We start from the raw sequence: 19,130 nt of genomic DNA, 5'->3' as shown, positions 1-19,130 counted from the left end.
CCGGGGTCCAGAAAGATGGCGCTAACCTGGCATATTTCCGCACTGGGGCCCCGGCTTTCGCCGGGGTGCACGAACGGCCGATAACCACCCCAAAGCGGTCGTCAAACAGCCGCACCATCCGCATAGAAAAAGGGGCGGACATTGCTGTCCGCCCCCAATTCTTGGTCGAAGCGTGAAGCGACTAGAACTTCAGCTTCGCCGACACCGCGTAACGGCGGCCCAGCGCGTCGTAGGTCGACGGGAAGGTGTTGCCGCTGTTGTAGGTGGTCGAACCGATCGAGTTGCCGACGATCGGCGGCTTGTTGTCGAGCAGGTTCTGCACGGTCGCGGTGAACACCAGATTCTCGCTGACATTGAAACGTGCCGTCAGGTCGAAATAATGCTGCGCCTTGATCTTGCGGAACTGCGGATCGACGACGCAGGCGCCCGGATCGGCACCGTCGAAGTCGGGGCAGCCCTGATCGTCGATCGGGAGCAGAACGCCGTCGCCGTCACGGTTCGCAGCATCCGCCGCAGCCCGGTCAGCCGCAAGCTGCGCCGGTTCGAACGACACAGCGTCCTGCCAGCGCCACAGCAGCGAGACGTCCACGGCGTCGAAGCCCAACGTGAAGCGGTTCGAGAACTGGAACTCCGGCTGGATCGAGCCGGTGAACGAGCAGTTCACGCTGTAGTAGCCGACGCATTCGCGGTTGAGCGAATCCGGGCTGGCAACGTTGGCGTTGAACTTCGAATGACGCGTCCAGTTGCCGACAAACGACCAGGCGAGGTTCGCGAAACCAACATCGGTGTTGTAGTTCATCAGAAGGTCGAAACCATCCGTGTACAGGCGGCCGAGGTTGTTGGTCAGACCGAACAGGCCCGGGGTGGTCGCCGGATCGCCGTCGAGACCGCCGGTGATCGGGTTGCGGCGGATCGACGTACAGGCCGGGTCGCTCGCGCTCGCCGCCGTGATGTTGTCGAAGCAGGCCGCGATGATGTCACCCGGAAGCGGCGTGCCCAACACGTCGTTGATCTTGATGTTGTAGTAATCAAGCGACAGGTTGAAACGCGGCAGGAAGTCCGGCTGGAACACCACGCCGAGCGTCCAGGTATCGGCCTTTTCGGGCTGCAGGTTCAGGTTACCACCAGCGGTGATGTTCGCCTGAGCCGCAGTCGGATTGGTGATGACACCGATGGTACCGGCCGGAGCACCCTGTGCGATACAGATCGCGCGAAGGTTGGCGTTGGTGGTCGGAGCCGCGCCCGCGCAGGGATCGATACCGAGGTTGGTCAGCACCGTCGAGGTCGGCGTGAACAGTTCACCGATGTTCGGCGCGCGAACCGCGCGGCTGTAATTGCCGCGGAACTTGACGCCCGCGCCCGGTTCCCAGCTACCGCCGGCTTTCCAGGTCCAGGTGTCGTAGCCACCGGCACCGCGGATGCTGTAATCCGAATAGCGGATACCGGCTTCGAGGGTCAGGCTTTCGAAGAAAGGCTTGTCCTCGATCAGCGGCGCGACGATTTCGGCATAAGCCTCATACACGTCATACGCACCGTCGATGTCGGGGGCCGCACCGCCGGCGCCGCCGAGTTCGCCCGCCGTCTTGGCGAGGAGATCCGACTGCTGCTGCGCCTTGTAGCTGCGATATTCGCCGCCGAGCGCGAAGCCGATCGGCTGCACCGCCATCGGCGAAGCGAAGCCGAGGTCGCCCGAGACGATCGCGCGAACCTGCGCCAGCGAGGTGCGGTTGACCGAGGTGCTGTTTTCCTGAAGGTAATCGGCCATTTCGGGCGTGATCGAACCTTCGGGGCCGAACAGATCGACGGGAACGCAATCGGTGTTGCCGCTCGAGCAGGTCACGCCGTCATTCGTCAGCGCGGCTTCGCGCCAGCGCGACTGCAGGGTGTAGCCCTGAATCGTCTGGATATTTTCCGATTCGCCGTACGCGCCCTCGACGCTCCAGTCGATCGTGTCGGTGATGCCGCCGCGGGCGCCGACGCGATAGTCGAAGAAGGTCGTCTGATAGTCGCTGATACGCGGACCGACTTCGGGGGTACGACGCGACAGCGCGGTCGTAACGGTGCGATAGTTCGGATCATCCTCGTCCACCGCGGTCGCCGCGGCGTCGCACTCGGCCTGCGAGAAGAGCGGCGTGTAGGTGCCGTCCGCCTGCGTCGTGTTGAAACCGCAGAACTGGTTACGCAGGTTCGCGGGCAGGAACGGGTTGTTGAGGTTGATCGTCACGGCGCCGCCGAACGAACCCGACGGCGCGATGATCGTCGACACGGTCTGCTTCGAGAACATGCCGCGCGTATAGACTTCGATCGCGTCCGAAACTTCGTAATTGGCCTGGCCATAGATGTTGAAGCGTTCGAACGGGGTCTGGAAGATGTTGAACGGGTTGAAGTTATAGGTCGCGAAGGTCGGAACCGCCGTGCCCGTCTCCGGATCGATCTGGAACACGCCATTGTTGGCGGTGTCGGGATCGGTGATCGGCAGGCCGTCGGGGCCGAGCGGGCGGGTGCCCGAGAAGCGCGACGGCACCGACGTACCCGAACCGATGAAGGTGTTCGAATAGCTGTCGAGCGTGTTGTTCGAGAAGGGACGCGCGCCCTGATAGACGGCGTCGGCCTGCTGGTAACCGACGCTCAGCACCGCGTTGCCGCGGCCGTCGTCGAAGTTGGCGCCGATCGTGGCGTCGACGCGGAAGATGTTGCCGTCGCCCTGTTCGGTCAGCTGCTCCGAAGCGGTGACTTCCAGACCGGCGAAATCGCGCTTGGTGATGAAGTTGACGACGCCGGTGATGGCGTCGGCACCATAGGTGGTCACCGCCGCGCCGGTCAGCGCGTCGACGCGCTCGATCAGCGCGAGCGGGATGTTGTTGAGGTCGACGCGGCCGTTGACGTCCGACGGAGCGACGCGGTTGCCGTTCAGCAGGACGATGTTACGGGTCGAGCCGAGACCGCGAAGGTCGACGTACGAAGCGCCGCCGTTGCCGTTGTTGACCGCCGAACCGATGTTGGCGACCACGCCGGGCAGTTCGCGCAGAACTTCTTCAGCGACGTTCGACTGCTTGAGCTCGATCGTGTCGGCGGTCGTCACGTTGACCGGCGTCGACTGTTCGAGGTTGGGGTTGCGGATCAGCGTACCGGTGACGACGATTTCCTCGCCCGGTGCCGCGCCCTCGACGGCTGCGTCCTGCGCATAGGCAGGAGCCGAAACCAGGGCGACGCTCATCACGAGCGGCGCAGCACCCAGCTTCAGCTTGGAATAGTGGGTTTTCTTCACAGTGCAGTCCCTTGCTACTGGTGGATTGAAATTACCCGGACCCCCGGCGCGGCGACAGAAAGCCGACGCGCAGATGCCCCGATAGGGTGCGGGATGAAACTTCGTTCATGTGGAGTAAAGGGAATTCCCGGCGCAAAGGGGCGTTTCGCGGCGCATTGTGACGTATTTGCAACAAACTCGGAAAGCCACGAAATACAATATGCTGCATCGCGTCATTCGCGACATTTTGTTTCAATGGTTACGAAATGCGAACGCCGTGGCGACGCCCCGATCGCGAAGCTAGCCGCCGACCGGTCCCGCCAGCTTGCCCGGATCGAGGCGCGCGTCGCGCCATTTGAGGCCCCAGTGCATATGCGGTCCCGTCGCGCGCCCGGTCCGGCCCACCGTGCCGAGCCGCTGGCCCTGGACGACGCGGTCGCCGACCTTCACGTCGAGCCGCTGGCAATGGAGGAAAGCGCTGGATAGCCCCATGCCATGATCGACGATCAACAGATTGCCCTCGAGCGTGAAGGGTGCGGTCGCGGCGAGTACGACAACGCCGTCGGCGGGCGCCACGAAGGGCGTTCCTTCGGGCACCGCGACGTCGGTCCCGCTATGATAGCTGCCAGGTTTGCCCTGATAGACGCGCTGCGAGCCGAAGAAGCCCGACAACCGCCCGGTCACCGGCCAGCGGAACGCCTGCCGCCAGCCGTCGGACGCGACCTGCCTGTCGCGCGCTGCCGCGATCGCGGCGAGTTCGGCGGGACGGCGGCGCTGGAATTCGGCGTTGCTTCTCGCGCCGCCGCGATACGGCGCGTTGATATGCTCGATTCGCCAGCTACCCGGCGCGACGGCAATCGGCCGCACGACCTCGCGCCCGTCGGCGAGCGTCGCGACGAGCCGGGCCTCGGCAGGGGCGTCGCGATCGAAGGCGATCAGGAAGCGGCCGTCGGTGGCGAGCGGGATCGCCTTGCCATCGAAGGTCAGCGTGCGCGTGCCGCCCGGCGCCTGCCCGACCATCACCGCACCCTGCTCGGCGATACCCTGCAATGCGAAATCGGCGCGCACCGGCGGGGACGGCGGAGCGGGCGGGGGCGGGGGAACGGGCTGGACCGACGGCGGTGGCGCGGGCTTCGTTCCCGTATCGGCATCGGTCGACGGCACACAGCCGGCAAACACGGTCATCAGCGCAAGCGCCGCCCCGTATCGAAGCCAATCCGCCTTTGCCGGCCTCATGCCCCGCGCGCGGAGTCCAGCGCGGCCTGCACCGACAGCGCGGCGCTCGCATAAGGCTCCTGCCGCGCGACCGACCAATAGCGCAGCTCGTCGAGCCCGATCGGGGCGCCGGTCACCGCGCACAGCACATGGTCGCCCGGCGAAAGGATGCGAAAGCCGTTCGGCCCATATTGGAGGCGGGCAAGGCGGTTGCGGCTGGCGATCAACATGATTCTCTATCCATAAGGCGGCAAGGCATTGGCGCGACTATAACAGCATCGTCTCGCGCGGCCACCCCCTGCCCTTCGAACGGATTCAGAACAGCTCGCCCTGCCCCCGGCCCGGCCCGGCGGCGGACGGCTTGCGCGCGGGCTTCGGCGCGGCGGGCGGCGGAGGTTCGTCGCTCCCCGCCACATGCACAGGCACGTCGCCGTCGGCGAACTGCAGCCGCAGACGCCCGGCGTCCCTTGCCTTGCCCGCCGTCGCGACGATCGCGCCGCTGCTGTCGCGCACCATTGCATAGCCGCGCGAGAGCAGCGCGCGGGGGTCGAGCGAGGTCAGCAGCCGCCCCAGCCCTTCGAGCAGCGCGCGGTCGCGGTCCCAGCGCCGCGCGAGCAGCGCGGGGCGCAGCGCCGCGCCGCGCGTCGCCAGCCGCTCCGAAATCACGGCCAGCCGGTGGCGCTGGCTACGGTCGAGGCGATCGCCCGCGTCGTCGAGCCGCTGGCGCTGCGGCGCGTAAAGCGCCTCGCGCTTCGGCAGGTGGCGCGCGAGGGCCGTCAGCCTTTCGTCCGCAAGCCGATGATGGCGGTTCGCGGCGCCGATGATACGGCCGTTCCACGTCGCGAGCTGCGCCTGCAACTCGGCGCGCACCGGCACCGCCATCTCGGCCGCCGCAGTCGGGGTCGGCGCGCGGACGTCGGCGGCATAATCGGCCAGCGTCACGTCAGTCTCGTGCCCCACCGCGCTGATCGTCGGGATGCGGCAATCGGCGATCGCACGCACGACGACCTCTTCGTTGAACGCCCACAGATCCTCGATCGACCCGCCGCCGCGCGCGACGATGACCAGATCGGGACGCGGCACCGCCCCGCCAGGCTCGATGGCGTCGAAGCCGCGGATCGCACCCGCGACCTGCGCTGCCGCGCCGTCGCCCTGCACCAGCACCGGCCACACGATCACATGCGTTGGGCAGCGGTCGGCCAGCCGGTGCAGGATATCGCGGATCACCGCGCCGGTCGGCGAGGTCACGACCCCGATCGTGCGCGGCAGATAGGGCAGCTGGTCATATTTTCGCTCGCGGTCGAACAGTCCCTCGGCGCCGAGCCGCGCCTTGAGCTTTTCGAACAGCAGCATCAGTGCGCCTTCGCCCGCCACTTCGAGCGTATCGACGACGAGCTGATATTTGGAGCGCCCCGGATAGGTGGTGAGCTTGCCCGTCGCGATCACCTCGATCCCGTCCTCGGGCCGGAACGCCAGCCGCCCCGCCTGCCCCTTCCACATCACCATGTCGATCAGCGCATTGTCATCCTTCAGCGCCGCATAGAAATGCCCGGACGCCGCGCGCTTTGCCCCCGACAATTCACCTCGCACGCGCACGCGCGCGAAGCCGTCCTCGACCGTGCGCTTGATCGCCGCCGACAATTGGCTGACGGATAAGGCAGGCGCATTGTCCCCCGGCGTCGCCTCGGCTAACAGCCGCGCGTCGGTGCCATCGTCGGACGCCGTATCGGGAAAAGGGACAGACATGAATATCCTGCTGGTCGGATCGGGGGGCCGCGAACATGCGCTGAGCTGGCAGTTGGCACAATCGCCAAGCTGCGCCAAGCTCTATGCCGCACCGGGCAACCCGGGAATCGAGCTTTACGCCGAATGCGTGCCCGTGGCCGCCGACGATCTCGACGGGCTGGTCGCCTTTGTGAAGGCGCATGCGATCGACCTCGTCGTCGTCGGCCCCGAAGCGCCGCTCGTCGCGGGCCTCGCCGACCGGCTGCGCGCCATCGGCATCCCGGCGTTCGGTCCCTCGGCCGCCGCCGCCCGGCTCGAGGGTTCCAAGGGCTTCACCAAGGATCTCTGCGCACGCGCCCACATCCCGACCGCTGCCTATGTCCGCTGCACCAGCGCGGATGAGGCGCTCGCGGTGCTCGAAGGTTTTTCGATCCCCGTCGTGATCAAGGCTGACGGACTCGCGGCGGGCAAGGGCGTGATCATCGCCGAAACGCGCGAAGACGCCGAAGCTGCGATCGAGGATATGTTCGACGGCGCCTTCGGCAGCGCGGGCGCCGAGGTGGTGATCGAGGAATTTATGACCGGCGAGGAAGCGAGCTTCTTCGCCCTTTCCGACGGTACCGACGTCATCGCTTTCGGCAGCGCGCAGGATCACAAGCGCGTTGGCGACGGCGATGTGGGACCGAACACCGGCGGCATGGGCGCCTACAGCCCCGCGCCCGTCCTCACCGCAGACCTCGAGGCCGCGGTCATGGACCGCATCATCCGGCCGACGGTGGCGACGCTCGCCGCGGAGGGCACGCCCTATGTCGGCGTGCTCTTCGCCGGGCTGATGCTCACGGGCGAAGGGCCCAAGCTGATCGAATATAATTGCCGGTTCGGCGACCCCGAGTGCCAGGTGCTGATGATGCGCTTCAAGGGCGATTTCGCGGCGCTGCTCCACGCCGCTGCGACCGGCGCGCTCGCCGGCGCCGAAGCCCCGGCCTTTTCGCACGACTATGCACTCACCGTCGTGATGGCGGCGAAGGGCTATCCGGCGACCCCCGAAAAGGGCGGCGCGATTCGCGGCATCGCCGATGCAGAGGCGGGCGGCGTGCGTGTCTTTCACGCGGGAACGGCGCGCGACGATCGCACCCTCGTCGCCGCCGGCGGCCGCGTCCTCAACGTGACCGCCACCGGCAAGAGCGTGACCGAAGCGCAGGCGCACGCCTATGCCGCGGTCGACAAGCTCGACTTCCCCAGCGGCTTCTGCCGCCGCGACATTGGTTGGAGAGAGATCGCGCGCGAGGCGCGCTAAGGGGCTGGCGCGAGGCAGCCCGCGAGGCGGGTGACAAGGGTGGACGTGCGCGAAAACGCGGAATAGGCTGGACAAAAGTCACAAGCGGAGAAGATCATGACCTGGCTTCAGGAAAACTGGATTATCGCGGTCGTCGGCCTTGTCGTTGCCGTCGTGCTTTTGTGGTTGCTGTTCGGACGCTCGAAGCCTGCCGAAATTGCGCCGCCGGCCGTGGAACCGACGAAGCCCGCCAAACCGCTCGAACCGGCGAAGCCCGACATCATCGCCGCCGAACCCGCGCGCTTCAAGCCGATCGAGCCCAAACCCCAGCCCGTCGCCCCCGCGCCGCCGCCCGCGCCCGTTGCGAAGGCAACGCCGCCCGAGCCTGTTCCCGCGCCCGCGACCATCGCCGAAGCGGCCCCCAAGCCCACGGCCAAACCGAAAGCCGCCGCAAAAAAAGCCGCGACCAAGCAACCCATGGCAAAAGCCCCTGCCGAGCCTGCGGCAAAGGCGGCGGCCAAACCTGCGGCGAAAAAGGCGGCTGCAAAACCGGCGCCGGCCGAAGCCGCCCCGATCCCGGAGGAACCGACCGTTCCGCCCCCGGCCGCGGCGAAACCCGCGCCCAAGGCGGCAAAAACTACGGCCGACAATCTGCAACTGCTGAAGGGCGTCGGCCCCAAGCTCGTCGTGCTGCTGAACGGGCTCGGCGTCACCAGCTTCCAGCAGATCGCCGACTGGACCGAGGCTGACGTCGCGCGGGTGGACGCCGAGCTCGGCGCCTTCCAGGGCCGCATCACGCGCGACAATATCGTCGACCAGGCGGGCTATCTGGCGCGCGGCGACAAGGCCGGCTTCGAAGCCAAATATGGCGCGCTCGGCGGCGAGCTCTGAGAAGGCCGACCGCTCCGCCCATTTGTCGCCCAGGCGTGAGGCGGAGCCTGATCTGTCTTTTCATGCAAGGGCCGGCGTGCCCGGGTCCAAGCCCGGGATGACCGAAAACGGCTAAGGGGCAGGGCAGCCTCCCATCCCCGAACGGACCACCGATTTGCGTTGAAACAATTTATTGGCGTTTCAGCGTATAAGGCGGGCTGGCCTGCTCCGCGCGAATCGCGCGCGAAGCGCCGACGGAAATTCGATGCACCCATGAAGCCCGAACTGTCCTTGACCGCCCGTTCGACGTGGCGCGACCCGGTGCCGGAAAAACCGGCGGGGCCGGGGCGTTTCTTTTGGGCGGGGATCGTCGGGGTGGTCGCGGTCGCCTGTCTCGCCCTCCTCCTGTCGAGCGGACAGCTTCGCGCGCCAGCCGTCTTCGGCCCCTACAGCGTGTCGGTACCGCTCGATTTCAAGGCTTATGACCCCGAACGCTGGGCGATCATGAACGCCGAAGACTATCGGACGGCGCTGAAAATCGATCCGACTCTGCCCGACCCGGCGAGCGTGGGTTACGGCGACGCAACCGCGATGCCTCCCGCCGACCCCGCACTGCTGCGCGAGGAAGCCTTCGTCGGGCCGCCCGCCAAACCCTATGTCTTTCGCGGGGTTACGGCGCTCGACCGCGAGCGCGCGCATTATTGCCTGACCGCCGCCATCTATTACGAGGCCGCGTCCGAGACCGACGACGGAATGCGCGGCGTCGCGCAGACGGTGATCAACCGCGTCCGCCATCCAAGCTTTCCCAACACGGTATGCGGCGTCGTCTTTCAGGGATCGCAGCGAGCGGGCGTGTGCCAATTCACCTTCAGCTGCGACGGCGCGATGGCGCGCGCGCCCGAACGGCGCAACTGGCTGCGTGCGAGTCGGGTCGCGTCGGCGGCGCTCGGCGGCACCGTCTTCCCCAAGGTCGGGCTCGCAACGCATTATCACACGCAAGCGATCTGGCCGCGCTGGGGCAAGAGCCTGGTGATGACCAACATCGTCGGCGCTCATATCTTTCACCGTTGGCGCGGCCGCTGGGGTATGCCCGATGCGTTTCGCGCGCCCTATCCGGGCCGCGAGCCGGTTCCGGGCCCCTACCTCCCTCTTGCGCAGCAACTGGCGATCCTCAAGGACCAGGGCCTCGCCCCCGGTGCCGGGCCCGCGCCGATGCTCGCCGGCCCCGCCGCGTCGCTGCCCGATGTCGCCCCGGCGCCGCTGCCCGGCGCGATGACGTCCCCGGCAACAGTTGCGCCGCCGCCTGCCGCAGCGCCGACCTATACCGACCCGCGGCTCAACCAGTCGGGCCAGATCCGCGAGGAATTCAGCAAGAGCGGAGAGTGGAAAGACTGATATTTTCGGCCTAGGCTTCGCGTATCAGCATGGGAGGCCAGGATGGGGCATGTCAAAGGCATCGGCGGACTGTTTTTCCGGGCGCGCGCGCCCGAAGCACTCGCCCTTTGGTATCGCGAGCGGCTCGGCGTCGGCGGCGGATGCAGCGCCGACGACAGCGTGCCGCCGAACCAGTGGGTCTGGAACGTCGCCGCCGGTCCGCTGGTCTTTGCGCCCTTCAAGGCTGACACCGATTATTTCGCCGCCGATCGCCAGTTCATGATCAACCTGCGCGTCGACGACCTCGACGCCGTGCTGGCGCCGTTTCGCGAGGCGGGCGAGGAAATCATCACGAAGGACGAATGGGATGACCCCGCGATCGGCCGCTTCGCGCGCGTCCACGATCCCGACGGCAATCCGATCGAGCTTTGGGAGCCCCCGAAAAGCTGACATCGTCATCCCGGCGGAGGCCGGGGTGACAATGGTCCCTATCTGCCCTGGCTGCGCCAGCGCTTGACGACGCGCTCGAGGATTTCGGCCTCGCCGCCCGTCTCGCGCCATAGCTTCGAAAAGAGCGGATCGCTCGACGCCGGCCGCTTTTCTTCCTCGAGCGTGTCGAGATGCACGCGGATCGGGATCGACACGCCTTCGCCGCAGATGATGCATTCGCGGTTGCGCAGCGCCGGGATCGAATCGATGAAGCCGCGCGCGCCCTCGGGCATCGCGGCTTTCACGAAATGCTGGTCGCGCTCGTTGTTGAGACGCATCGAGATGATCGTGCCGCACTGCGACAGCACGCCTTCGGCCAGATCCGACGGACGCTGGGTGATCAGGCCCAGCGACACGCCATATTTGCGGCCTTCTTTTGCGATCCGCTCGAGGATCTTGCGGACCGCCTGCCCCGTCCCGACGTCTTTCGACGGGATGTAGCGGTGCGCTTCCTCGCAGACGAGCAGGATCGGACGCTGCGGCTCGCCGCGCGACCAGATCGCATAGTCGAAGGTCAGGCGCGACAGCACCGCGACGACGACGCCGGTGATGTCGGAGGGCACGCCCGACACGTCGATGATCGAGATCGGGCGGCCGTCCGACGGCAGGCGGAATATCTTGCCAAGGAAATTCGCCATCGTGTCGGCGACGAGCATGCCCGAGAACATGAAATTATAGCGCGGGTCGGCGCGCATTTCCTCGATCTTGCCCTTGATACGCATGAAGGGCGCCGACGAGGTCGCCTTGTCGAGCTTGCCCATTTCGTTGGTGAGGATGTTGAGCAGGTCGGAAAGCAGGTAGGGAATCGGCGAGTCGACCGTGATCTTGGTCATGCCTTCGGCGAGCCGGTTCTTGGTGCGCGCCTGCAGCAGGCAGCGCGCGAGCACGTCGCAATCGGCCTGGCGGTCACGCCCTTCGGCGGTGACGAAGACTTCGCAATGCTCCTCGAAATTCATCAGCCAATAGGGCATGGCGAGATTGTCGACGTCGAAAAGCGCGCCGGTGCCCTTGAAGGCGGCCGAATATTCACCGTGCGGGTCGATCATCACGATATGCCCCTGCGGGGCGAGCTCGCAAATCTTGTGGAGGATCAGCGCCGCACTCGTCGACTTGCCCGTACCGGTCGATCCGAGCAGCGCGAAATGCTTGCCGAGCATCGCATCGACATAAAGCGAGCCGCGAATATCCTTGGTCGGATAGACGGTGCCGATCTCGACGTGCGCGCGCTCGTCGGCGGCGTATATCTGCTTGAGGTCGGCGCTGGTCGCCGCGAAGACCTGGCTGCCCGGAATCGGATAGCGGGTGACGCCGCGCCGGAAATTGTGGATGCGCCCGGTGATTTTTTCCTCTTCGCCTTCGCCGAGGAAGTCGATCGTCGCGACGATCAGGCCCTCGCCGCGCGTGTCGAGTTGCTGGTCGCGGATGCTCGCGATCAACCAGATGTTGCCGACGCGGACCTTGACCTGCGCCCCGACCTGGCCCGCCATTGCCACCGCCGCATCGTTCGACGCCGCCAATTTGCCGATGATCGCCGAATCGAGCAGGATGCGCGAAGCCGAGCCCGAAATATCGACGACTTCGCCGATCATCAGGTCGTCGCGATGATGGTTGGTCACCGGCGCGACCGGCGCCGCCACGCCGCCGCCCGCCAGGCGGACGTGCTGTGCCGCTGTCAGATCCCCGGCGCCGAATCCGCCACCTTGCATGTCCATATATCCGCCCCGCCTATTGTGGTCCCGGCTCGCCCTATCGCAGACGAGGGTAAATAGGCCGTGAACTTTGGGCGAAAAGCGGCTGACGAGAACGGGGCTAGCGGCGGCGGAAAATCGCCGAAGCGGCGTAGCCGAGCACCAGCGACAACAGCACCGCGGACAGGCCGTAAAGAAAGCCGTGGCGCTCCGCCGCGAGCGCCACGAAGCGTTCGAACCCGGCCTTGCGGATCTGGACGTCGCGCGATGCAACCGCAAGCACGCGGCCGCGGCTGATCAGATAGGTTTCGGCGCGATAGGTCCCCACCGGAACGCGGGCGGGCACGGGGATGCGCGCGCGATAGAGCACGCCTTCGGTAATTTCGACCGCAGCGGGGTTTTCGACGAAGAGGCCCGCGCGGCGATAGAGGTCGATGAGTCCCGCCTCGAACCGCTCGAGCGTCTTTGCCTCGGAAAATTGGGTCGGCGACATCGACAGATTGGCAAGGCCGAGCTCGAAAATCGCTGCGGTCCGTTCATCGACCAACTTGTCGATCGGGCGCGACGATCCGATCGCGTAAAAGCTCGGCGAAGTGCGCAGGCGGATGCTGCTGGCATTGACCCATATTCCCGCGACGCGGCGCTTTTCGCGCAGCACTATCGGCCGCACCGGGCCCTTGAGAACGACGACGATATCGGCGCGGTCGTCGGGCAGGCGCTGCCCCGGATAGAGGATCGCGCCGAACAGCAGCAGTTCCTCGCCCGTGAAGCTGTACTGGATGTCGATCGCGCGGCTCGACACGTCGGGGACGAGCCGCGGGTCGGCGGCGCCCGCCGCGGTCGCCGGGAGCAGCGCCAGTGCGAATGCGAGGATCAGGGCGCGTGCAGCGGTCATTGCACCGTGTAGATTTCGTCGGGGCGGATGAAGAGATCGACCGCCATCCGCGCCGCGACAAGGAGCACGATGACCGCGAGCGCCATGCGCAGATATTCGGGCTTCACCCGCTGCGCGAAGCGCGCGCCGATCTGCGCGCCGGTGACGCTGCCGAGCAGCAGCAGCCCGGCGAGCACGATATCGACCGCCCCCGTCGTTAGCGCGTGGACCATCGTCGTCGCGATCGTCACGAACAATATCTGGAACAGCGACGTGCCGACGACGACCTGCGTTCCCATGCCGAGCAGGAAGATCATCGCGGGCACCATGATGAAGCCGCCGCCGACGCCGAGCAGCATCGTCAATATGCCGACCACCATGCCGAGGATCAGCGGCGCAAGCGGCGAGATATAGAGGCCCGAGCGATAGAAGCGCCAACGCAGCGGCAGGTTCGCGACCATCGGGTGGTGGCGCCGCTTGCGCGCGGGCGCGGGCAGCCCGGCGCGCATGGTGCGCAGCGCGCCCAAAGCTTCGCGCGCCATGATCCCACCGACCGAGCCGAGCAGGACGACATAGAGGATGTTGATCACCGTATCGATCTGGCCCCACGCCGTGAGCAGTTCGAACAATCCCGCGCCGACCAGCGAGCCGAGCAGGCCGCCGGCTACGAGCACCGCCCCCATGCGCAGGTCGACCCCGCCGCGTTCGAGATGCGCGAGCGCGCCCGACACGCTGGCGCCGGTCACCTGCGTCGCGGCCGACGCCGCCGCGACCGTGGGCGGAATGCCATAGAAGATAAGCAGCGGCGTCGTCAGGAAGCCGCCGCCGACGCCGAACATGCCCGACAGGAACCCCACCCCGCCGCCCAGCAGGATGATGACCAGCGCATTGACCGAGAGATTGGCGACTGGAAGATAAAGATCCACGAAGGCCCCAAATGCGTATCGACGATACCGGAACGGCGGCGATTCCGCGGACACTAGACCATTTTTGCGGCACGGGGAATCGGCCGCGACGGCTATTTTTTCACGATCAGAAGTCGGCGGCGAGGGTCAACGCCAGACCGCTTTCGGGGCGCGCATCGCCCGCGACGCGCTGGCGCCAGTCGAGCGCGATGCGGCTGCCTTCGCCGACATCGGGCAGGCGCAGCGTCAGCCGCGGCCCGACATCGACGCGCGCCGCGCCGGGCTGCACCGCGCCCGCTGCGAGCGCGCCGAGCCGCAACGAGGTTTCGCCCGCTCCGAGCCGGCGGTCGACAAGGATCGCGCCGTCGGCAAAGCCGTCACGCCGCCGCGCCCCGACGACGCCCGCCTGCGCATAAGCGTCGAGCCGGAACCCGGCGGGTAAAGCAACGTCGGACACCCCGCCGCCAGCCATCACGGCAAGCGCGCTACGCCCCTCCCTTCCCGCGGCAACGCGCTGCTCGATAGCCACATCGACCGGCAGATTTGCAAGCGGCGCGAGCGCGAGGCCGAATGCGACCTCGCGCTGCGCGGGACGCTGCACCGCGACCGTGGCGCGGCCATAGGCGCGCACGCGGCCGGTTTCGCCGAAACCATAGGCGAGCCGAAGGCGGGCCTGGCTACCGCCGAGCTGGCTCGCGGCGCCGAGCGCGTCCGGGGTACCCCCCGACCCGTCGCGCAAATAGAGCCAGCCGCCGAGCGACCAACCCGAAAGCTGCCGCCGGATCCAGAATGGCTCCCCCTGCCCCGGATCGGCGCGCGCGGCGGGCGAAAACGGAAACCATTGCGTTTCGTGCGAACCGACCGCCGAGCGGACGACGCCGCCCGGCCGCGGCGGCAGCAAGCGCGCCATCAACGCGAAGCGAAGGCTGTGGCGATCCGCACCAAGGTCGTCTGCGGGAGGCTCTCCGGCCGCCTCGAACTCTGCCGCAAACGAAGGCCGCACGGCCAAATCCGCGCTCGCGGACGCGCGCCCCGGCATTGCAGCCACGCCAAGCGCACCGACGGAGGGCGCCGGACGTTCGGGAAGGCGGCCTCCCTCCGCGAAGGGCGAAGGCGGAGCCCAGCGCGCGGGCATGGCATCTCGCGGCACCGACATGGCGGGATTCCAGACCATCATGATCCTGAGAGCGGTCCAGCCACCGACGCACAGCAACAGGAAGCGCAGCGGCGGGGCGCCGCGGGGCGCATCGACGCGGCGCGCCATCATCGTGCCACCCGCCGCGCCAGAACCTCCTCATGCACCGGCTCGCTTCGGGGATGGTCGGTCTTGTCCCACACCACCTCGCCCGATCGCAGCATCCGCCAGTAAAGGATGATGGCGCGCCGTGCGGCAAGAATCGCGACCACATTCGAGAAAAAGGCGCGCGGTATCGCAGCCATCGCCTCGCCGGGGCCATACCATCGCGCGGTGAAATGCCCGCGCATTCCAAGCCGCCAGCAGAGCAGCAACAGGTTGAAGGTCAGGAGCAGCCGCAAGCCGTCACCCAGAAGGATCGCATCCCAGCCCAGAACCAGCCGCCCCGCCACACCCAGTAGCGCCACGACGGCCCCCGCATAAGCGGGGAGGAGAATGAGCGAGGCCAGCGGCGCACGCCGATCGCGCCACAGCATCCAGCGCGCGAGCCACGCGCGACCTGCGGGAAGGCCGGGCACCTTGCGCCGCGAACCCGGCCAGCCGAGGTGATCCCATCCGGCGAGCGCGATTCCCGCAATCCAGCGCGATTTCTGCCGCACCGCCTTTTCGATTTCGCCGGGAAAGGCACCCCGCGAGACGATCCTATCGCCCGCCGGCCCGGCCGTGTCGATGAAACGCGTTCCGAGGCCATAGGTGCCGATCAACATGCCGATCTCATAATCTTCGGTCAGGCTGTCGCAGCGAAACGGCTCGCCGCCGCGTTCGATCGCCAACAGCGCCAGTGCGCTTCGCGTCAGCGCGCAACCGACGCCCGCCGACGGCAACGGCAGGCCAAGGCTCGAGCGAACGGCCAGCTCCTTGCCATGCGCCTCGGCAAATTCGTCCGCATAATGACCGCCGATCCAGCGTTCCTTGTGCGCGATCAAGGGCATGACGGGGATTTGCACCATGGCATGCTCGCCAAGATGGCGGCGATAGAGCTGAAGCTCGTCGGGATGCACATGGTCCTCGGCATCGTGAAGGACGATCGCGGCGAAGCGCATGCCCTCGGCGCGTTCGTCCTCGCCAAGCGCCGCCCAGAGCCGGTTGAGATTGTCGCCCTTGGTCGTCGGCCCCTCGCGGCTGCCGATCACCAACCGCAGCCGCCGGTCGCGCGCGACCAGCGGCGACACGGCGAACAGCGTCGCGGCGTCGTTGGGGTAGCAGCCGACATAAAGCCGGAAATCCTCCCCTTGCCACGCCGCCATAGTCCGATGCAGCATCGCCGGAAGCACTTCGGCTTCGTCCCACGCCGGCACGAAGATCGCAAAGCGTCCGTCGATTGGCGGGGCATCGGGCGCCGGCGCCGGGTCACGGCGGCGCGTCGCCAGCCACAAGGCGTCGAACAGCAGATCGTCGAGCCCGATCAGCAATATTCCCACCGATGCGAACAGCATCAGTTCATGACCGGCGCCGAACACCAGCCATTCCAGCCATGCGGTCGACAGCCCCAATATGCTAGCCCCGCGCCCCCCGATGACCTAATGTCATCCGTACCTATAGTGCTAGTGAATGGAGACGGTTTGTAAAGTCGGCGCCATTCCGCCGGTTATTGTCAAACTGACTGACGAAATAAGGAAATAGCTTACCCATGACTCGCAGTTTTCCGCCCCGTTCTGCATTGCGTGATTTTCTGGAGAGCGAGAGTGCCGGCGGCATGCTGCTCATTTTCGCCGCCATTTTGGCGATGATTGTCGCCAATTCGGCATTCGCCGAGACGTATGAGCACGCGATTCACGCGGTGACCGGCCCGGTACTCACCGACAAGCTCGGCCCGATGACCGTTCACCTGTGGATCAACGACGGGTTGATGGCGGTGTTTTTCCTGCTCGTCGGGCTGGAGATCAAGCGCGAGTTCGTTGATGGGCGGCTGGCGAGCTGGGACCGGCGGCGGTTGCCGTTCATCGCTGCGGCGGCCGGTATGGCGGTGCCAGCCGCGCTCTACATGCTTTTCGCCGGAAAAGAGCCGGGGCTGGCGCAGGGTTGGGCGATCCCGGCGGCGACCGACATCGCTTTTGCGATGGGGGTGCTCGCGCTGCTCGGCAAGCGCGCGCCGACGTCGCTCAAGCTGTTCCTCGTCACCGTCGCGATCGTCGACGACATGGGCGCGGTCGCGATCATCGCGCTTTTTTACACGGCCGAGATCAACATGGCCGCGCTCGGCGCCGCGGCGGCGATCCTCGCCCTCATGTTCGTGATGAACCGTTCGGGGGTGAAGAGCCTCATCCTCTACCTGCTGATGTTCCTCCTTCTCTGGTATGCGATGCTGCTGTCGGGCGTCCATGCGACGATCGCGGGCGTACTCGCCGCGATGGCGATTCCGTTCGAGCGCACCCCGGGCGCACCCGACAGCCGAACGTCGCCGCTGCACCGGCTCGAACATGCGCTGCACCCCTGGGTGGCCTTCGCGATCGTGCCTTTGTTCGGCTTCGCCAACGCCGGGGTCGATATTCGAGGGCTCGGGATCGACCAGATTTTCGCGCCCTTGCCGCTCGGCATCGCTGCAGGCCTGTTCCTCGGCAAGCAAGTCGGCATTTTCGGCAGCGTCTGGCTTTCGGTCAAACTCGGCATCGCGGGAAGGCTGCGCGGCGCGACATGGCTGCAGGTCTATGGCGTTGCAATGCTGTGCGGGATCGGCTTCACGATGAGCCTGTTCATCGGCGGGCTGGCCTTTCCCGGCGACACGCTGCTCGTCGAGGAAGCGAAGATCGGCATTCTGATGGGATCGCTGGTGGCCGCGCTCGTGGGCTTTGCCGTCCTGCGCTTCGCCCCGCTTCATCCGCAGCATAGCGCGGTCGAAAGCGCCTCGAACGGAGAAATCGCCGCCGACGGCGACGTCCGCGACACGTCCGAAGGCCAGGGCTAGGCCAGGACATGCACAAGCCGATTTTCCTGTCACTGATTGCCGCCGCGGTCCTGTCGGGCTGCGCCGCGACGGCTACGAAGCAAACGGCCGCCACACCCGGCGTCGCGACGCTCGACGTGCGCCGCGCCGCGGCCTCGACGAAAGCGCTCGATGAAATCGCCGCCTCTTACCTGCGCCTCAGCCTCGAAATCGGGACGCATGAGCCGGGCTATATCGACGCCTATTACGGCCCGCCCGAACTGCAAAAGGCGGCCGAGGCGGCGCCGCGTGACAAGGCCGCGCTGCTCGCGGCGACGCGCGCCCTGATGGCGGAGGTCGATATCGCCGCGCGGCGTATCTCCGACCCGCTCGCGAAACGCCGCGCGGCCTTCCTCCGCGCCCAGCTTCGCGCCGCCGAGACGCGATTGATGATGATGCAGGGCACGCGCTTCGCCTTCGCCGACGAAGCCGAGCGATTGTTCGGCGTGCGCCCGCAGCTCAAGCCGCTCGCCAGCTACGACACCGAACTCGCCAGGATCGAAAAACTGGTCCCCGGCGAAGGCGCGCTCGCCGACCGCGTCGAGGCCTATCTCGACGGTTTCACCATCCCGAAGGACCGGCTGCAAAAGACCTTCGACACCGCGATCGCGCGCTGCCGCGGGCGCAGCATGGCGCATATCGCGATGCCCGAGGGCGAGAGCTTCCGTCTCGAATTCGTCACCGACAAGAGCTGGAGCGGCTATAATTATTACCACGGCGGCTATCACAGCCTGATCCAGGTCAACACCGACCTGCCGATCCGCCTGTCGCGCGCGCTCGATCTCGGATGCCACGAGGGCTATCCGGGGCACCACCTCCTCAACATGAAGCTCGAAGAAAAGCTGGTCAAAGCGCGCGGCTGGACCGAATTCAGCGTCTACCCGCTCTACAGCCCGCAGAGCCTGATCGCCGAAGGCAGCGCCAATTACGGCATCGACCTCGCCTTTCCCGCGAGCAGCAAGGCCGATACCGAGCGCGACATATTGATGCCGATCGCCGAGATCGCGGTGCCGGCGGACGACCGCTATTGGCAGCTGCTGAAAGCGATCAAGCGCGCGTCGGGCGCGCGGCTGACGATCGCGCAGCAATATCTCGACGGCGAAATCGACCGCACCACCGCGACCCTGCTGACGCAGAAATATCTGCTCGTCTCGCGCGAGCGTGCCGAACAGTCGGTGCGCTTCACCGACCAGTATCGCAGCTATGTCATCAACTACGGCCTCGGCGAGACGATGGTCCGCGCCTGGGTCGAGCGCGGCAATCCAAGCCGCGACGAGATGTGGCGGCGCATGGAGCGGATCGTCAGCGAACCGACGCTGCCTTCGGACCTGCTGGCGCGCTAAAACCCC

The 19,130-nt window shown here is 66.8% G+C and carries 15 protein-coding genes; 6 read left to right on the top strand and 9 right to left on the bottom strand.

Translation table 11 applies throughout. The annotated features are described in order from the left end of the window. Positions 1 to 181: 181 nt before the first annotated feature. The 4 genes from HDC29_RS02600 to xseA all read right to left on the bottom strand — a co-directional run bounded on the left by HDC29_RS02600 (position 182) and on the right by xseA (position 6,208). Positions 182 to 3,268 (bottom strand): TonB-dependent receptor domain-containing protein, encoded by a 3,087-nt coding sequence (locus HDC29_RS02600; RefSeq protein WP_373562745.1) that lies wholly within the window; start codon positions 3,266 to 3,268, stop codon positions 182 to 184. A 279-nt stretch (positions 3,269 to 3,547) separates the two neighbouring features. Next, complete coding sequence (locus HDC29_RS02595) at positions 3,548 to 4,432, bottom strand: M23 family metallopeptidase (RefSeq protein WP_179494091.1); 885 nt, start codon at positions 4,430 to 4,432, stop codon at positions 3,548 to 3,550. Positions 4,433 to 4,479: 47 nt separating this feature from the next. Then, on the bottom strand, positions 4,480 to 4,692 hold the full coding sequence (locus tag HDC29_RS02590; RefSeq protein ID WP_179494089.1) for a DUF2093 domain-containing protein: 213 nt from the start codon (positions 4,690 to 4,692) through the stop codon (positions 4,480 to 4,482). Between the two features lie 85 nt (positions 4,693 to 4,777). Further along, positions 4,778 to 6,208, bottom strand: coding sequence for an exodeoxyribonuclease VII large subunit (xseA, locus tag HDC29_RS02585; protein ID WP_179494087.1), 1,431 nt, complete (start codon positions 6,206 to 6,208; stop codon positions 4,778 to 4,780). Between xseA and purD the strand changes: the two genes are divergently transcribed. The 4 genes from purD to HDC29_RS02565 all read left to right on the top strand — a co-directional run bounded on the left by purD (position 6,207) and on the right by HDC29_RS02565 (position 10,157). Then, on the top strand, positions 6,207 to 7,484 hold the full coding sequence (gene purD, locus HDC29_RS02580; protein WP_179494085.1) for a phosphoribosylamine--glycine ligase: 1,278 nt from the start codon (positions 6,207 to 6,209) through the stop codon (positions 7,482 to 7,484). The two genes, xseA and purD, sit on opposite strands and share 2 nt — an antisense overlap. Positions 7,485 to 7,580: 96 nt before the next feature. After that, positions 7,581 to 8,354 (top strand): hypothetical protein, encoded by a 774-nt coding sequence (locus tag HDC29_RS02575; RefSeq protein WP_179494083.1) that lies wholly within the window; start codon positions 7,581 to 7,583, stop codon positions 8,352 to 8,354. A 252-nt stretch (positions 8,355 to 8,606) separates the two neighbouring features. Further along, positions 8,607 to 9,728, top strand: coding sequence for a cell wall hydrolase (locus HDC29_RS02570; protein WP_179494081.1), 1,122 nt, complete (start codon positions 8,607 to 8,609; stop codon positions 9,726 to 9,728). A gap of 42 nt (positions 9,729 to 9,770) precedes the next feature. Beyond that, positions 9,771 to 10,157 carry a VOC family protein gene (locus tag HDC29_RS02565; RefSeq protein ID WP_179494079.1) on the top strand — a complete coding sequence of 129 codons (387 nt, stop codon included), beginning with the start codon at positions 9,771 to 9,773 and terminating at the stop codon, positions 10,155 to 10,157. A 38-nt stretch (positions 10,158 to 10,195) separates the two neighbouring features. Here the strand turns inward: HDC29_RS02565 and HDC29_RS02560 are convergent, their stop codons facing one another. From HDC29_RS02560 to HDC29_RS02540, 5 genes are all read right to left on the bottom strand, one after another. Further along, positions 10,196 to 11,785 (bottom strand): ATP-binding protein, encoded by a 1,590-nt coding sequence (locus HDC29_RS02560; RefSeq protein WP_257018183.1) that lies wholly within the window; start codon positions 11,783 to 11,785, stop codon positions 10,196 to 10,198. Between the two features lie 220 nt (positions 11,786 to 12,005). Next, the gene (locus HDC29_RS02555; RefSeq protein WP_179494075.1) at positions 12,006 to 12,779 is read right to left on the bottom strand and encodes a TIGR02186 family protein; all 774 of its coding nucleotides are present in this window, start codon (positions 12,777 to 12,779) and stop codon (positions 12,006 to 12,008) included. Continuing rightward, positions 12,776 to 13,684, bottom strand: a complete 909-nt coding sequence (locus tag HDC29_RS02550) for a sulfite exporter TauE/SafE family protein (RefSeq protein WP_179494073.1) — start codon at positions 13,682 to 13,684, stop codon at positions 12,776 to 12,778. The genes HDC29_RS02555 and HDC29_RS02550 overlap by 4 nt, the downstream gene beginning before the upstream one ends. Positions 13,685 to 13,790: 106 nt before the next feature. After that, the gene (locus HDC29_RS02545; protein WP_179494071.1) at positions 13,791 to 14,930 is read right to left on the bottom strand and encodes a hypothetical protein; all 1,140 of its coding nucleotides are present in this window, start codon (positions 14,928 to 14,930) and stop codon (positions 13,791 to 13,793) included. Further along, positions 14,927 to 16,351 (bottom strand): glycosyl transferase family protein, encoded by a 1,425-nt coding sequence (locus tag HDC29_RS02540; protein WP_179494069.1) that lies wholly within the window; start codon positions 16,349 to 16,351, stop codon positions 14,927 to 14,929. The genes HDC29_RS02545 and HDC29_RS02540 overlap by 4 nt, the downstream gene beginning before the upstream one ends. A 137-nt stretch (positions 16,352 to 16,488) precedes the next feature. On the opposite strand from HDC29_RS02540, the gene nhaA reads away from it, so the two are divergent. Together nhaA and HDC29_RS02530 are read left to right on the top strand one after the other, a co-directional pair. Then, complete coding sequence (nhaA, locus tag HDC29_RS02535) at positions 16,489 to 17,763, top strand: Na+/H+ antiporter NhaA (RefSeq protein WP_179494067.1); 1,275 nt, start codon at positions 16,489 to 16,491, stop codon at positions 17,761 to 17,763. A gap of 8 nt (positions 17,764 to 17,771) precedes the next feature. Further along, a complete protein-coding gene (locus tag HDC29_RS02530) occupies positions 17,772 to 19,124 on the top strand; it encodes a hypothetical protein (RefSeq protein ID WP_179494065.1) in 1,353 nt (450 codons plus the stop codon). The last annotated feature ends 6 nt before the right edge of the window (positions 19,125 to 19,130 follow it).

The organism is Sphingopyxis sp. JAI108 (assembly GCF_013410105.1).
Classification (GTDB): Bacteria; Pseudomonadota; Alphaproteobacteria; order Sphingomonadales; family Sphingomonadaceae; genus Sphingopyxis; species Sphingopyxis chilensis.
The sequence above is the reverse complement of the archived record's forward strand: the minus strand, read 5'-3'. Positions and strand labels throughout refer to the sequence as shown.

Excerpts from the sequence above, each read along its gene's own strand:
- HDC29_RS02595 (WP_179494091.1), bottom strand. The coding sequence starts at position 4,432 with ATGACCGTGTTTGCCGGCTGTGTGCCGTCGACCGATGCCGATACGGGA.
- HDC29_RS02590 (WP_179494089.1), bottom strand. The coding sequence starts at position 4,692 with ATGTTGATCGCCAGCCGCAACCGCCTTGCCCGCCTCCAATATGGGCCG.
- purD (WP_179494085.1), top strand. The coding sequence starts at position 6,207 with ATGAATATCCTGCTGGTCGGATCGGGGGGCCGCGAACATGCGCTGAGC.
- xseA (WP_179494087.1), bottom strand. The coding sequence starts at position 6,208 with ATGTCTGTCCCTTTTCCCGATACGGCGTCCGACGATGGCACCGACGCG.
- HDC29_RS02575 (WP_179494083.1), top strand. The coding sequence starts at position 7,581 with ATGACCTGGCTTCAGGAAAACTGGATTATCGCGGTCGTCGGCCTTGTC.
- HDC29_RS02570 (WP_179494081.1), top strand. The coding sequence starts at position 8,607 with ATGAAGCCCGAACTGTCCTTGACCGCCCGTTCGACGTGGCGCGACCCG.
- HDC29_RS02565 (WP_179494079.1), top strand. The coding sequence starts at position 9,771 with ATGGGGCATGTCAAAGGCATCGGCGGACTGTTTTTCCGGGCGCGCGCG.
- HDC29_RS02560 (WP_257018183.1), bottom strand. The coding sequence starts at position 11,785 with ATGATCGGCGAAGTCGTCGATATTTCGGGCTCGGCTTCGCGCATCCTG.
- HDC29_RS02555 (WP_179494075.1), bottom strand. The coding sequence starts at position 12,779 with ATGACCGCTGCACGCGCCCTGATCCTCGCATTCGCACTGGCGCTGCTC.
- HDC29_RS02545 (WP_179494071.1), bottom strand. The coding sequence starts at position 14,930 with ATGATGGCGCGCCGCGTCGATGCGCCCCGCGGCGCCCCGCCGCTGCGC.
- nhaA (WP_179494067.1), top strand. The coding sequence starts at position 16,489 with ATGACTCGCAGTTTTCCGCCCCGTTCTGCATTGCGTGATTTTCTGGAG.
- HDC29_RS02530 (WP_179494065.1), top strand. The coding sequence starts at position 17,772 with ATGCACAAGCCGATTTTCCTGTCACTGATTGCCGCCGCGGTCCTGTCG.